This is a genomic window from Synechococcus sp. MU1651, from assembly GCF_023630635.1.
In the GTDB taxonomy this organism is placed as follows: Bacteria; Cyanobacteriota; Cyanobacteriia; order PCC-6307; family Cyanobiaceae; genus Parasynechococcus.
Genome location: NZ_JAKUHJ010000001.1, coordinates 324,006 through 337,925, shown reverse-complemented (window position 1 = coordinate 337,925; position 13,920 = coordinate 324,006). Strand labels below are relative to the sequence as shown.

General features: G+C 59.4%; 16 protein-coding genes. 10 read left to right on the top strand and 6 right to left on the bottom strand.

Translation table 11 applies throughout. The features are described from left to right. Positions 1-18: 18 nt before the first annotated feature. The gene (locus NCN05_RS02020; RefSeq protein ID WP_250396773.1) at positions 19-1,197 is read right to left on the bottom strand and encodes a pyridoxal phosphate-dependent aminotransferase; all 1,179 of its coding nucleotides are present in this window, start codon (positions 1,195-1,197) and stop codon (positions 19-21) included. 113 nt (positions 1,198-1,310) lie between these two features. On the opposite strand from NCN05_RS02020, the gene NCN05_RS02015 reads away from it, so the two are divergent. The 4 genes from NCN05_RS02015 to NCN05_RS02000 are packed head-to-tail and all read left to right on the top strand — an operon-like array spanning position 1,311 to position 4,846. Continuing rightward, positions 1,311-1,685, top strand: coding sequence for a VOC family protein (locus NCN05_RS02015; protein ID WP_250396772.1), 375 nt, complete (start codon positions 1,311-1,313; stop codon positions 1,683-1,685). Continuing rightward, complete coding sequence (locus tag NCN05_RS02010; RefSeq protein WP_250396771.1) at positions 1,682-2,245, top strand: uracil-DNA glycosylase; 564 nt, start codon at positions 1,682-1,684, stop codon at positions 2,243-2,245. The genes NCN05_RS02015 and NCN05_RS02010 overlap by 4 nt, the downstream gene beginning before the upstream one ends. 20 nt (positions 2,246-2,265) lie before the next feature. Beyond that, the gene (gene ispG, locus NCN05_RS02005) at positions 2,266-3,462 is read left to right on the top strand and encodes a (E)-4-hydroxy-3-methylbut-2-enyl-diphosphate synthase (RefSeq protein WP_250396906.1); all 1,197 of its coding nucleotides are present in this window, start codon (positions 2,266-2,268) and stop codon (positions 3,460-3,462) included. Between the two features lie 34 nt (positions 3,463-3,496). Beyond that, positions 3,497-4,846 (top strand): S41 family peptidase, encoded by a 1,350-nt coding sequence (locus NCN05_RS02000; RefSeq protein WP_250396770.1) that lies wholly within the window; start codon positions 3,497-3,499, stop codon positions 4,844-4,846. Position 4,847: 1 nt separating this feature from the next. Here the strand turns inward: NCN05_RS02000 and NCN05_RS01995 are convergent, their stop codons facing one another. Together NCN05_RS01995 and mfd are read right to left on the bottom strand one after the other, a co-directional pair. Further along, entirely contained in the window at positions 4,848-5,015 is a 168-nt protein-coding gene (locus NCN05_RS01995; protein WP_006849887.1) for a hypothetical protein, read from the bottom strand. A gap of 79 nt (positions 5,016-5,094) precedes the next feature. Further along, the gene (mfd, locus tag NCN05_RS01990; protein WP_250396769.1) at positions 5,095-8,673 is read right to left on the bottom strand and encodes a transcription-repair coupling factor; all 3,579 of its coding nucleotides are present in this window, start codon (positions 8,671-8,673) and stop codon (positions 5,095-5,097) included. A 64-nt stretch (positions 8,674-8,737) separates the two neighbouring features. Here mfd and NCN05_RS01985 point away from each other — a divergent pair, with 64 nt between their 5' ends. Together NCN05_RS01985 and NCN05_RS12480 are read left to right on the top strand one after the other, a co-directional pair. Continuing rightward, entirely contained in the window at positions 8,738-8,974 is a 237-nt protein-coding gene (locus NCN05_RS01985; RefSeq protein ID WP_250396768.1) for a hypothetical protein, read from the top strand. A gap of 40 nt (positions 8,975-9,014) precedes the next feature. Further along, entirely contained in the window at positions 9,015-9,149 is a 135-nt protein-coding gene (locus NCN05_RS12480; protein WP_006851938.1) for a hypothetical protein, read from the top strand. A gap of 30 nt (positions 9,150-9,179) precedes the next feature. On the opposite strand, the gene NCN05_RS01980 is transcribed toward NCN05_RS12480, so the two are convergent. Then, positions 9,180-9,686, bottom strand: a complete 507-nt coding sequence (locus tag NCN05_RS01980) for a hypothetical protein (protein ID WP_250396767.1) — start codon at positions 9,684-9,686, stop codon at positions 9,180-9,182. A gap of 328 nt (positions 9,687-10,014) precedes the next feature. Between NCN05_RS01980 and NCN05_RS01975 the strand changes: the two genes are divergently transcribed. Then, on the top strand, positions 10,015-10,170 hold the full coding sequence (locus NCN05_RS01975; protein WP_250396766.1) for a hypothetical protein: 156 nt from the start codon (positions 10,015-10,017) through the stop codon (positions 10,168-10,170). Between the two features lie 214 nt (positions 10,171-10,384). On the opposite strand, the gene NCN05_RS01970 is transcribed toward NCN05_RS01975, so the two are convergent. Beyond that, entirely contained in the window at positions 10,385-11,146 is a 762-nt protein-coding gene (locus NCN05_RS01970) for a hypothetical protein (protein WP_250396765.1), read from the bottom strand. Between the two features lie 38 nt (positions 11,147-11,184). Here NCN05_RS01970 and NCN05_RS01965 point away from each other — a divergent pair, with 38 nt between their 5' ends. From NCN05_RS01965 to NCN05_RS01955, 3 genes are read left to right on the top strand one after another with little or no spacing between them, the layout of a single operon-like run. Next, positions 11,185-11,919 (top strand): DUF475 domain-containing protein, encoded by a 735-nt coding sequence (locus NCN05_RS01965; RefSeq protein WP_250396764.1) that lies wholly within the window; start codon positions 11,185-11,187, stop codon positions 11,917-11,919. Next, on the top strand, positions 11,909-12,247 hold the full coding sequence (locus NCN05_RS01960; protein WP_115082253.1) for a DUF6464 family protein: 339 nt from the start codon (positions 11,909-11,911) through the stop codon (positions 12,245-12,247). Before NCN05_RS01965 ends, NCN05_RS01960 begins: the two co-directional genes overlap by 11 nt. 3 nt (positions 12,248-12,250) lie before the next feature. Beyond that, positions 12,251-12,901, top strand: a complete 651-nt coding sequence (locus tag NCN05_RS01955) for a hypothetical protein (protein ID WP_250396763.1) — start codon at positions 12,251-12,253, stop codon at positions 12,899-12,901. Between the two features lies 1 nt (position 12,902). Here NCN05_RS01955 and fmt read toward each other — a convergent pair whose 3' ends face one another. Further along, complete coding sequence (gene fmt, locus NCN05_RS01950) at positions 12,903-13,919, bottom strand: methionyl-tRNA formyltransferase (protein WP_250396762.1); 1,017 nt, start codon at positions 13,917-13,919, stop codon at positions 12,903-12,905. Position 13,920: the final 1 nt, after the last annotated feature.

Below are 13,920 nucleotides of genomic sequence, written 5' to 3'. Positions count from 1 at the left end.
GAAAGTGATCAGATCGGATCAGAAGGAACGAAGCAGCCGCTTCAGTCGCATTAGTCCATCGTTGATCGTCTCATCCGCTACGGCACAGGAGAGTCGAATGCAGCGGTCATCGCCGAAGGCCAGGCCCGGAACCACAGCCAGGCCTTCCTGTTCCAGGGCTTGCCGGCAGAACTCCATCGAATCGGGCACGCCGTCCGGCAGGCGGGGGAAGGCGTAGAAGGCCCCTTGAGGAGGCATCAGGGTGATGCCCTCCAGAGCCTGAAGCCCTTCAGTGAGCAGAGTTCGGCGTCGGTTGTAGCTGATGGCCATCTCGCGCACGCAATCTCGAGGCGCTTCGATCGCCGCTAGGGCACCTCGTTGAGCAAAGCTGCACACATTGCTGGTGCTCTGGCTCTGAAGGGCTGAAGCAGCCTTGATCACGGCAGCCTCTCCAGCCAGATAACCGAGGCGCCAGCCGGTCATCGCCCAGCCTTTGGCAAAGCCGTTCACGGTGAAGCAGCGCGAGCGGATCTCTTCGGCAATGGCCGCAAAGCTGCAGTGCTGCTGACCATCGGCCAGGAGATATTCATAGATCTCATCGCTCATCACCATCAGCTGGGGGTGACGGGCCACCAGCGCGGCCAGGGCCTCCAGTTCGGCCCGTGTCATCACCTGGCCGCTGGGGTTGCCAGGGGAATTGATCACCAGCAGTCGGCTGCGTGGGGTGATCTGCTGCTCCAGCAGATCGAGGTCGAGACGGAAGCCTTCTTCCGCTTTGGTGGGGATGATCTTGGTGCTCGCCCCGGCCAAGGCCGCCATCTCGGGATAGCTCAACCAGTAGGGCGCCGGCACCAGAACTTCGTCGCCGGGATTGAGCAGCACCTGGAACAGGTTGTAGATGGCTTGCTTGCCACCGTTGGTGACCAGCACCTGCTCGGGCTGGGCTGGAATCCCGTTTTCGACGCTCAGTTTGTGGGCCAGAGCAGCACGCAGATCGGGGTCCCCCGCAGCGGGGCCGTAGCGGGTGAAGCCGGATCCCAGAGCATGCTGAGCCGCTTCAACGATGAATGCAGGCGTCGCAAAGTCCGGCTCACCGGCACTGAGGCTGCAGATGTCCTTACCGCTGTCGCGCAGTGCTTTGGCCTTGGCGCTGATCTCCAGCGTCAGCGACGGTTTGAGGGCGACAGCCCGGTCGGAAAGTTCTGGCGGGCGCGGCATCGGTAACGCACCTCCCCGCGGTGCGTTTAAAACGTCATCATCCTGCCGCAGATGGTGTCGCAGACAACCTTGATTTCTCAGCGCCCATGAATGCGATACAGATCAGCTGGGTCTTGGCCGCAGAGGACAGCGCCAGATTGGCGACGTTCTACAGCGAGCTGTTTCAAGCCACGTTGAAGCCTGGGCTGGCGGAGCACCACTGCATCGTTCAGTTCAGCGATGGCACTCAGTTGGAGATCTACAGGCCCTCACGCCGGCGCTCTTTTCCAGCCCGAGGGCGAGCGCTGGCGCCCTGCTTGCGACTCTCCCCATCGCAGCAACCCCTGCCTGAACTGCAACGGCTGCTCAGCAACGCCCTGCAGCGTGGTGGATCGCTCCTCGAGGAGGAGCGGCTTGAGCCCTTTGGTGCTGAAGCCTGGATCCAAGATCCGGAGGGCAATCCCCTGTTGCTCCTGGCTCCCCTGGCCACTGTTGCTCCGATGTCATGACTCTCTCCAGCCTGGAGGCCTGCAGTTCTTGCACTGCCTGTGACCTGGCCAGCACGCGCCACACCGTCGTGATCAGCCGCGGCAATCCCAAGGCGGATCTGATGCTGATCGGTGAAGCACCCGGAGCTCAGGAAGATGCTCAGGGCGTTCCGTTTGTCGGGCGTTCAGGACGTGCCCTCGATCAACTGCTGCGGGATGTGGATCTGGATCCCGAGCATGACCTCTACATCTGCAACGCGATCAAATGCAGGCCGCCCAACAACCGACGGCCGAAAAAAGCTGAGTTGGCCGCCTGCCGGGCCTGGCTTGACCTGCAACTGGAGACCGTTGATCCCACGGTGATCGTGCTCACGGGAGCCACCGCTGTGGAGGCCATCCTTGGCATCAAGGGGGGCATGACCCAGCTTCGTGGTCAGTGGCAGAGCTGGAATGGACGGGCGGTGATGCCGATTTTTCACCCCTCCTATCTGCTGCGCAATCCTTCCAAAGCAGACGGCGCGCCCCTGGATCTGACACGGCAGGATCTCGACGCGGTTCGGCGCAGGCTGTGCGAACGTTGACGCGCTTCACCACCGGCCCCATGACTGCCCTGGATCGGCGCTACGACACCCAGATCCACCGCCGTGTGACACGCACTGTGATGGTGGGGGATGTGCCCGTGGGCAGCGAGCACCCGATCGTGGTGCAGTCGATGATCAACGAGGACACCCTCGATATCGAGGCTGCTGTAGCTGGCATCATCCGCCTGGCGGAAGCGGGCAGTGAGATCGTGCGGGTGACGACCCCTTCGATGGCCCACGCCAAGGCGATGGGACAGATCCGTCAGGAGCTTCGTCAGCGCGGCTGCACCGTTCCCCTGGTGGCGGATGTTCACCACAACGGCGTCAAGATCGCCCTGGAGGTCGCCCAGCACGTCGACAAAGTCCGGATCAATCCCGGCCTGTTCATTTTTGATAAGCCAGATCCCAACCGCCAGGAGTTCAGCCCCGAGGAATTTGCCGCCATCGGTCAGCGCATCCGTGAGACGTTCGAGCCCTTGGTGACCCTGCTGCGGGATCAGAACAAGGCGCTTCGAATCGGTGTGAACCATGGCTCCCTGGCGGAGCGGATGCTTTTCACCTACGGCGACACCCCTGAGGGGATGGTCGAGTCAGCAATGGAATTCGTGCGCATCTGCCATGAGCTTGATTTCCACAACATCGTGATTTCGATGAAGGCTTCGCGGGCTCCGGTGATGCTCGCGGCCTATCGCCTGATGGCGGACACCATGGACAAGGAAGGTTTCAATTACCCACTCCACCTGGGCGTGACCGAAGCCGGTGATGGTGATTACGGCCGGATCAAGAGCACCGCAGGCATCGCCACTCTGCTGGCCGATGGATTGGGAGACACCCTCCGGGTCTCACTGACGGAGGCCCCTGAAAAGGAAATCCCCGTCTGCTACTCGATTCTTCAATCCCTGGGTCTGCGCAAGACCATGGTCGAGTACGTCGCCTGCCCCAGCTGCGGTCGCACCCTGTTCAATCTCGAGGAGGTGTTGCATAAGGTGCGCAACGCCACATCCCATCTTACGGGTCTGGACATTGCCGTGATGGGGTGCATCGTCAATGGTCCCGGCGAGATGGCTGACGCCGATTACGGCTACGTCGGTAAAACCCCGGGCGTGATTTCGCTGTATCGCGGCCGTGATGAAATCCGCAAGGTGCCTGAAGCTGAGGGCGTTGAAGCCCTCATCCAGTTGATCAAAGAGGACGGTCGCTGGGTGGAGCCCGTCTGATCTCGTTAGTCTGAAGAATAAGTCCTGAAGGGCCATGGTTCGGAGTCAGCGCCTGCGTTCTTTGGTTCGGTCGACTCCGTTGCTGTTAATGCTCGGGGTTGGTGGTGTGGTCACCGCCCTAAGCATCAGCTCGCCAGGTCTTTCCCTGCCATCGGCCTCCGGCGGATCGATTCACGACAGCCCCAAGGAGGTGATCGATCAGGTCTGGCAGATCGTTTATCGCGATTACCTGGATTCCACGGGCTCCTACGACGAAAGAACGTGGCGGCAGTTGCGGAGCAATTTGCTGCGCAAGTCCTACGGGGGCAGCGCCGAGTCCTACGAGGCGATCCGGGGCATGCTGGCCAGCCTTGATGACCCCTACACGCGTTTCCTTGATCCGAAGGAGTTCAAGGAGATGCAGATCGACACCTCCGGGGAGTTGATGGGCGTGGGGATCCAGCTCAGTCTCGACAAAGACACGAAAGAGTTGATTGTTGTCTCTCCGATTGAGGGCACCCCTGCATCCCGTGCGGGCGTTCAGCCCAAGGATGTGATCGTTTCCATCGATGGTGCCTCCACCAAAGGCATGACCACCGAGGACGCCGTCAAGTTGATCCGTGGTCCGGAAGGCACCGATGTGGTGCTGGGACTCAGGCGCCAGGGTCAGGTGCTGGATGTGCCCTTGAAACGGGCGCGCATTGAGATTCATGCCGTGAAGGCGATGCTCAACACGGCGCCCAATGGCCGCAAGGTGGGCTACATCCGTCTCAAGCAATTCAATGCCAATGCCACGCGTGAGATGCGTGCGGCCATCAAGGATCTGGAATCACAGGCTGCTGAGGGCTACGTGCTGGATCTACGCAGCAATCCCGGCGGCTTGCTTGAGGCCAGTGTGGATATCGCCCGCCAATGGCTCAACGAGGGCACCATCGTCAGCACCCGAACTCGCGCAGGAATCCGCGATGTGAGGCGCGCCACGGGTAGTGCAATCACCGATAAACCTCTGGTCGTGCTGATTGATCAGGGATCCGCCAGTGCCAGCGAAATTCTTTCAGGGGCACTTCAGGACAACTCCCGTGCCCAACTCGTTGGACAGAAGACCTTCGGCAAAGGGCTTGTCCAGGCCGTTCGCGGATTGGCCGATGGATCCGGTCTGACGGTCACCATCGCGAAGTATCTGACACCCAAGGGAACCGATATTCACAAGAACGGAATCCAACCGGACATCGAAGCGGCGATGTCGAAGCAGGAGATCAAAAACTTCTCGGTTGAAGACCTGGGAACCCAGAAAGACAGTCAGTACCGGACGGCTGAGGGGACCCTGATCAACCAATTGAAGAAAGTTCAGGCAGGCACGACCTATCAATACGGCCGGGCCAATCTCAGCTACGCGCTGCACTAACTCAGGAGATCGGCTGCATCAGTCCGCCGCCGCCACCACCGTTGGAGTCGTCATCGTCTGAAGCGCCGGGCTGGAACAGGGCATAGACACCAAGGGCGGTGGCACAGAAAACGCCGCTGATCAGTTCCAGAGAGACGCCACCAGCACCGATCTCGACGAATTCACCCATGTCCAACGGATTTCGCTGGTACCAATGTAACGAAGAATTGCGTGGTTGGTAACGTTTTTCTCAGAATTGGTTTCAGGCTTCAGACCTGAACCACCTCTGCATTCTTGGCACGCAGCTCTTCCTGCCGCTGTGCCTCCGTTTTGCCATCGGCATCGGGAATCTGGGCTGCCATCAAACGCAGCCATTCCATCAGCTGTTCCAGTTGCTTCTCCATGGGGAGAACACCAAGACCGCGGGCCATCACCTTGTGCTGGATGCCGCTGCCGGCCTGATACACCAAACGGCCATGCAGATGCTGGGGCAACCCCTGGCGCAGCAAACGGAACGCCGGTTCCTCCATGGGAGTTTCAAGCACGATGTTGGGCTTTTCCGGTTTGATCCTGGAGAAGCCGCACCGCTTCGCCAGCAGTTTGAGTTCCATCAGCTGGAGTAGCGACACCACGGCAGCGGGCAGCGCTCCGTAGCGATCGGCCCAACCCGCAGCCAGCTCCACCAGGGCCTCCGCGGTGAGGCAGTCGGCGGCAGCGCGGTATGCCGCGATCTTCTCATCGGGATCAGTGATCCAGTCCGCAGGCACAAAGGCCGTGACGGGGAGGTCCACCTGGGTGTCTTCAACGCTGGGGATGTCTTGACCCTGGATTTCGGCCAGGGATTCCTGCAGCATCTCCATGTAGAGGTCAAAGCCGATGGTTTCCATCTGGCCGCTCTGCTGCACGCCGAGGAGATTGCCCACTCCACGGATCTCCATATCTCGCATGGCGAGCTGATACCCACTACCAAGTTGGGCGAACTCTTGAATGGCGCGTAGCCGCTGACGGGCGGTGTCGCTCAGCGATGCGTTGCCCGGATAGAACAACCAGGCATGGGCCTGAATCCCACTGCGACCGACCCGTCCCCGCAATTGGTACAGCTGGGCCAGGCCAAAACGGTGGGCGTCCTCAATCAGGATCGTGTTGACGCGAGGTATGTCCAGGCCGCTTTCCACAATCGTGGTGCAGAGCATCACGTCGGCCTCGCCGGCATTGAACGCCACCATGGCGTTCTCCAGTTCGCCCTCGGCCATCTGACCGTGAGCCACCAAAAGCTTCAGGCCTGGCAGCATCTCCCGTAGGCCTGCAGCCACCTCCTCGATTCCTTCCACCCGCGGAACCACATAAAACACCTGGCCCCCACGATCCAATTCCTGGCGGATGGCGCTGCGCACCGCCTCCGGATCCAGAGAAGCCAGGTGCGTCTTGATCGGACGGCGCAATGGCGGTGGTGTGGTGATCAGGCTCATCTCCCGCACCCCTGAAAGGCTCATGTAGAGCGTTCTGGGAATCGGCGTTGCCGACAGGGTCAATACGTCGACGTCCTTTCGCAGCACTTTGATCTTTTCCTTCTGGTTCACACCGAAGCGCTGTTCTTCATCCACCACCAACAGACCAAGCTCTTGGAATGACGCTCCTTTGCTGAGCAACTGGTGGGTTCCCACCACGGCGTCGATGGTTCCTTGCTTCAGGCCATCGAGAATGGATTTGCGTTCCGTCGCCGTCCGGAAACGATTCAGCAGAGCCACCTTGATCGGATATGGCGCGAAGCGTTCCGAGAGGGTGCGCCAGTGCTGCTGAGCCAACACCGTGGTTGGGGCCAGCATCGCCACCTGTTTTCCAGCGGTGATGGCTTTGAAGATGGCGCGGATCGCAACTTCGGTCTTGCCGAAGCCAACGTCCCCGCACACCAGTCGGTCCATCGGCTCCTGCCGTTCCATGTCCCGTTTCACGTCGGCCGTGGCCTTCAGTTGATCCGGCGTCGGGTCATAGGGGAACGACTCCTCCATTTCCACCTGCCAGGGGCCGTCGGAGGGGAAGGCAAAGCCTGCGGCCTGTTGCCGTTCTGCGTACAGCTTCACCAGATCAAGGGCAACCTTGCGAACGGCCTTCTTGGCCCGTTCCTTGGCCTTGTTCCAGGCCGTGCCGCCCATACGGTTGAGCTGCGGGGGTGTTTCACTCGTGGCCCGATAACGCCCAAGGCTGCCGAGTTGATCGGCGGCAACCCGAAGGATTCCATCGGCGTACTGCACCACGAGGTAGTCGCGGATGTCGCCTGACATCGCGAGTTTTTCCATGGCTTTGAAGCGGCCGATGCCATGGTTCCGATGCACCACGAAATCGCCCGGGCGCATCTTGTTGGGATCCACCGTGCGGCTGGCGGCCTTGCGACGACGGCGCACATAGCCACTGGAACTGAGGCTCTGCTGGCCAAAGAATTCACGGTCGGTGACTAGAGCAATCCGCCAAGCCGGCAGCTGCAAACCCTCAAGTTCGGCAGTCCCCCTCACCTTCAGGGCGACGGGGGTGTTCTGCTCAATCAGACGGGAAATGGCATTGCTGTCTCCGGCGTTCGGCACAAACCGACTGATGCAGTCGTGCTCCTCCAGCAGCGCAACCGCTCGGCTGGGTTGTACAGACACCAACCAAACCGCCGTGCGTTCGGATTGAAATCCCTTGATCAGTTCCCCGAGTTTTCCGAATTGGTTGGGGTAGGCCGCAACAGGGCGGCTGGCGAGGTCAAAGCTGTTGGGGTGCTGGTCGACTTCGAGCAGTTCTGCCATATCAAAGCCATGGAAGACCTCCGTCAGGGCATAGGCGGCTTCAATCTCACGGTGCAGAACCGGTGGCCAGAGCCGATCACGATCGCCCTCGTCCAGACCCGCCTCTGCAGCCATGTCGTGGTGATGTTCCTCCACATGGCTGAGCCACTGTTGTCCGTGGGCTAGGCCCTGGCGTCGCTCATCGATCACCACTGTTGTGGTGTCCGGCAGGTAGTCGAGAAGCGAGGCGGGTTGCTCCCAAGCGAGCCCCATCAGCCGGCGCATGCCTTCCGGGGTAGCGCCGTTCAGAAGCTGCTCTGTGCCCTCGCTACCAAGCAATTGCTCCAGTCCATCGGGCATCGTCTCCCTGAGCTGGTCCGCAATCAGAGGCCCAAAACCTGTTGGTGTGAGTCGAAGCGCATCGACGGGATCCAGTGAGCGTTGGCTGGCGGGATCGAATTCCCGCAGCTTGTCGAGCTCCTCTCCGAAGAATTCGAGTCGAACAGGGAGCTCACTGCTCACCGGGAAGATGTCGACGATGTCGCCGCGACGGCTCCAGCTCCCCTCCTGCTCAATGGTGGTGACCCGCTCGTAGCCTAGTTGGGCCAGCGTCTCGCCCAGTGCCTCCAGATCAACCTCATCCCCTTTGCGCAAGGTGCGCGTTTTCGTTCTCAGAACATCCGGCGGGGGGAGATGGGGCTGCAAACAACGTTCCGTGGCCACGATGGCCCAGGACGCCGCGTTGGGTTCCCCCAGCAGGTCACTCAGAACCTGAAGTTGCCCCCAGGTGATTTCACTTGTGGGATCGAAGGGTTCATAGGGAGAGCCTTCGCTGGTGGGGTACAGGCTTGCCTGGCCCCACCCCATTAATTCCAACAGCGCTGTCCAGCGTCCCGCTTCCTCAAGCGTTGGCACCACCACGAGCAGAGGTGCGCCCCGCCGCTGCGACAGCGCGCTGGCCACCAGAGCTCGGCTGCAACGACCAGCCCCGCGCATCAACAAACGTTCGGGGCGGCTTGAGCGCTCATCAAGCTCACCGGTGAGTGCAGTTTCCTGCAACTTGGTCACCAGGGAACGGAGCGGCATGGAGCAGGCCTCGGCAATCCATGATCTTCGCAATAGGGTGCCTGCAGCTGCGTTTCACCGGTCGATGCCGCGCTACCGCTGCCCCTCCTGCTGTTGCGGCCCGGCCTTGGTGTTGCATCCACCCAAGGGGGTTGTTCCGCTCTGCTCCAGCTGCGCGACACCGTTGCAGCGTCAGCCCCTGGTCCGGCCCATTCCGCTGCTGGTGTTGCTGACTGTGGGCGGCGTGCTGGTTGCTTCCTCGGTCCCCATCCAGTTCTCCCCCGAACCAGCTCCCAGCTCAAGGCGCGAAAAACTGGCCTAAGGCGGGGTTTTCGGTTCAATACGTCGGTGTTGGTGCCTTCATGACCCTCGGCCGTTTTCTGATTTTCTTCGTGATCGGGCTTGTGCTCGCCCTCACCATTCCTCAGTTGACCTGGTTGCTTTGGCCCCTGGCAGCTTCAGCACTTTTTGTTGTTGTTCAACTGATCCGCTCCTGAATTCCGGTGCGTTTAAGGCCGAACCGGCGCTCAAGACAACCAGCAGGCATCCACAGAAAAGGTGAGCACGTCGTGGGCATCACGATGGTCTCCCGACGTAATGGCAACACAGGCCAGCTGACCATCGTCAAAACAAGTTTTCGACTTGAGCACAAATTTGGCGGCGTCACTGTGGGACCAGACCGCTAGACCCTGCTGTTGGGCTTCGTCGTTGTAGATGTCCCAGAGCTCTGAGAAACGTTCTGCCTCTGGACCCTGCAGAAATTCATTGAGGGCTTCATCAGCACCAACTTCACGGAAGCGATCCAGAAACGACCGCATCAAGGGATCATCGATCACGTTGCTGGTGGCGATGGCACCAGTGATGCCGCGCACTGAGGTTCGAACAACCCGGTTGGGTTCGCTTCGGGCATCAATGATGACGACGGGGCATTGGAGATCCCAAGTGCTGCGATTTCTGAGTTCACGGCCCGCTTCGGACATGTCATCCCGAAGCTCATTGATCAGCTGCCGTACAATCAGGGTGGGTTCATCCATGCCTGACCCTATCGCAAGTGCAGCTGGTGAATTTGGCAGGTTAAAGATTCAAAACGTTGATATACCAGGTGACATTCAGGCCAAAAACGCTCGCTAGGAGCATCCGCCTCAGCTGGTTATCGATTCCTCGCGGTTTGGTCAATCGGCTTGGTCTAAAACGCGTTCACGGGATTGCAGGCCTCAAATAATTTATCTGCACTGAAAAGCATGCTGTACAATTCTTCCAGAGAAAGCGAGATCCATCACAACGGCAATATCTTCAAAGACATCAAGCCAGAAATGTGATTACCTGGCTAAAGCTGCGGAGTACTACTCACGAGCCAAGCAATTGATCGAAGTCGATCAAGACTGGCAGGCCTCGGGCTCCATGATCCTCAAAGCGCTTGCCGAGGAGAGGAAGTCTGAAAATACTGGTCTTCAGGTGATGAATGTGATCAAGTACCAAAAGCCCAAAACGAAGCTGGAGTTCAACTTCCGCAGTTGATTTATCAGCTGAGCAACCCCTCACGACAGAGCTCTGATCTCTTTATTGCCCCATAGGGGCCATTCCCCCCTTCAGGAAAGAAGCGGAGGGAACGACCGGGCTGCGCAGAGTGTGTAGACGATTCACCCTGCTGCAATCGGCATGGACGCCGTATCAGTCCCTGCCGCAAACCCGTTGTAGGCCACTAGTCGCGACCATTCCTGAGTGTTAATGCCTATTTGGCTTGGCTGAGCGTCTGCTCCTCCTCCAGCAGCATGTTGAACTGCAGCAGCTGTTCATCACTGAGTTGTTGACGACTGGTCGCCCCCAGTTGTTGTTGGAGAAAGGTCCTGGCTTGATCGGAGCTCCAGCCCAGCTGCTTCAACATGGCATCTCCTTGTTGAAGCAGATCACCACGACGGATGGGTGCTGGTGCGGTGGACGCGTCGTCGTTGGCTTGGATCAACTTCAACTGACGCAGATAGGCCACCAGATCGGCATAGCGCGTGAGCTTGTGGCGGCTGCCGAGCCCGAAGGCCCGGGTCAAATACTCCTGCTCCTGCTCTCGAGACCAACCAATGCGTCTGATTTCCATATCGATGGCGGTCAGCTCATCACTCCAGTCGTCAGGATCCGTTGGTGTTTCAGAGGGTGCGTTGTTAGCAGGGGTGGCTGGAACCTCCTGCTGGATGGCAGGGGGGTGTGGAGCAGACAAGGGCTGGGTCTGATCAATTTTTCTCGGCCGCTCCACGGGCACCTGCTTCGGATTTGGCTCATCCACCTGGGGGGCTTCAGAGCGAGCTGAATTCGGGGGCTGTTGTGCTCCCTCAGTGGACACCAGCCTGGAGTTCAGGCGTTGCAACGCCCTCTCCTCAGCCTCTTCAGCAGTGGCGGCTTCACCGAGGGCGCTGCCCTGCTGAGAACCGTCGAGCCAGGCCTCGACCCGCACGATGCATCTCAGGGTGTCGACGTGACACAGCTCGGCCCGGATCTGCATCGCAATGGAAAAGCGCTTGCACTTTCTAGGCTGCCGCCATGGACATCACTTCGCTTCCCTCACTGTCGGATTTCTTCGAAGGTGCCGATCAATGGGGTGAGGTTTTGGCCCTGCTGCCTGTTCTGGTATTGCTGGAGCTGATCCTGTCGGCTGACAATGCCGTAGCCCTCGCGGCCATCGCCCGCAGCAGCCGCCAACCGGAGCGGGAAGGCCTTGCCCTCAACCTGGGCATTGGCATTGCACTGGTCTTGCGGATCGCTTTGATCGTTGTGGCCCAATGGGTGCTGCAAAACGCCTGGGTGCAACTCCTCGCTGCGGCCTATCTTGTGTGGCTGGTGGTTGATCACTTCAACAACCGATCAGGCGATGACGCGGACTCAAGCGAAGGACATGAATCCAACGGTCTGTCACGCCCGTTTCTGAACACGGTTTTGCTGCTGGCCTTCACAGATCTGGCCTTCTCCATCGATAGCGTTGCCGCAGCCGTGGCCATCAGTGATCAGATTGTGTTGATAAGCACAGGTGCCTTCATCGGCATCGTGGCACTGCGTTTTACATCCGCCCTGTTCATCCGCTGGCTTGATCTGTATCCACGGCTTGAAACGGCTGGGTTTCTCGCCGTTGCTTTCGTGGCGCTGCGCTTGATTGTTCATGTTGTCGTGCCCAGCCTCAATCAACCTGATTGGCTCACCTTGGTGGTGGTGCTGTTGCTGTTTGCCTGGGGAATGTCGATCCGCAAGGAACTCGATCAGGACGAAGGCCATGCTTGTTGAACTTCGCCATATCAGTGGAGACCGTTTGCTCCATCGCGTTGATCTTGAGGATCCGCCACAACCGGGGCGATGGCTTGTTGTGGAACAGCAATCCTTCCTCGTGATGCAACGTCGTCACCGTTACGCCCTTCGCAACGGTCGCTATGTGATGGCCTCAGTGGCCCTGTTGGTGAAACCCCAGACGCGTCCCGCCGATGCAACACCCTGGAGACATGGCTGGGTGATCGGTGATCCCAATTGCCGTTTCAATGCCCGTAGTCCTTTGCTCCGCTGTGCTGTGTGGCCGGAAGGCCCCTGCGAGAACTGCAGCCACCGGGAACTTCGCTGATTGATGAAACTGGACTGGCTCACTGGGCGACTCTCTGCTGGCCATGGCGTCGCCTCCGGAACAAGCAACGATTCACCGTATCCGGATGGCACGATTCGAATGCAATTCCCCGTGTTCCAGTCCTTAGGGCTGGACCTTTCGGACTGTTACTTCGGCACGCTGAATCTCGACTTTGCCCCCCTCGAGGTTTCACTTTCAAATCCAGATCACCTGTTTGAAAAGGTGCGATGGACCGACCTCCACCCCCCCGAAACGTTCTCGTTCTGGAGTGTTCAGATCAAGACGCCCCAAAGTGAGGTTGTGAACGGCTGGATTTATTACCCCCACCCCGAGACAAAGTTGCGCCATTGGCAACCGCCGACAACGTTGGAATTGCTTGCACCGCGATTATGCGGAGTGGAAACAGGCGGCACCATTCATCTCTGTGATCAAGGCCAACGGATCAAACTCATCGATACGGTTCGCTTGCGCGCAAGGTTGCTGGAATTTCTCAAATTTAGAGTTCTGGCCTCGCAGCAAACATTTTTTGAAGCTGACACCCTGTTGAAGCGCCAACAATGGCTCTCGACGATGTTCCCGGAAGCTCTTCAGCTCTCCGAGCAGGATCTCGATCGGGTTTGGTCTCAAGCGCGGATGTTGTACACGGAATCCTGAATCAACCTTCGCCCAATCGATCTCCGGGAGTGGCGTTGAGTTGCTGCAACAGAACGGGGGCTGTGCTGCGTGCTTTCCCTTCCAGCTGTGCCTCCCGGATCAGAAGGGGGCAGCCTGAACTGCTCACCACAAGCCCCAGATCTTCGATCACTGCAAGGATCGTCCCAGGGGGATACCCGCCGGTGGGCCATTGGCCCACGAGGTTGCGTCCCTCAGGACTGAGTTGATCCTGCAGGCGCTCGATCAACGGCTCCGTGCGCAACACCTTCAGGCGTTTGCCCTGCCACTGGGTGAACGCTCCGGGATGAAGCCCCATCACCCTGCGATGAATGCTGAGGGCAGGGGCAGACCAATCCAATTGGAAATCCTGCTTCTCCAGCATGCGGGCATAGGTCGACCCCTCGGCCTGAACCCGCACGTTGAGCCTTGCCAATCTCTCGTCTTCTGGACCCGGTCCCGCCGCTTCAATCAGTGGCATCGCCTGAACCATCAGCTCTGCAGTGAGAGCACTGAGCCGTTCGGCCAAGGCGATGGAAGGTTCCAGCAGCTGGATCGGGGTACGTTGCTCGAGCAGAACCGGACCAGTATCGAGCCCTTCTTCCATGGCCATGATCCCCACACCCGTTTCCTGATCCCCTTCGAGCAGGGACCACTGGATGGGACCAGCACCACGCCAACGCGGTAGTAGTGATCCGTGGCCGTTCCAGCAGCCCAGGGGAGGCTGCTCCAACACATCCTTGGGAAGGATCTGTCCGAAGGCCACGACCACAGAGGCATCAGCACCGAGTGCAGCGAGCTTGGCTTTGCAATCGTCATCCCGTCGGATCCGTTCAGGGGTGAACACAGGAAGACCGAGTTCTTCCGCCCTCGCCTTCACCGGTGATGGAACAAGCTGTTTGCCTCGACCCCGCCGACGATCCGGCTGCGTGACGACCCCAACGATGGTGTGGCCCGCATCATGCAGTGCATTAAGGGTTGGCACCGCATAGACGGGTGTCCCCCAGAACAGAATCTTCAAC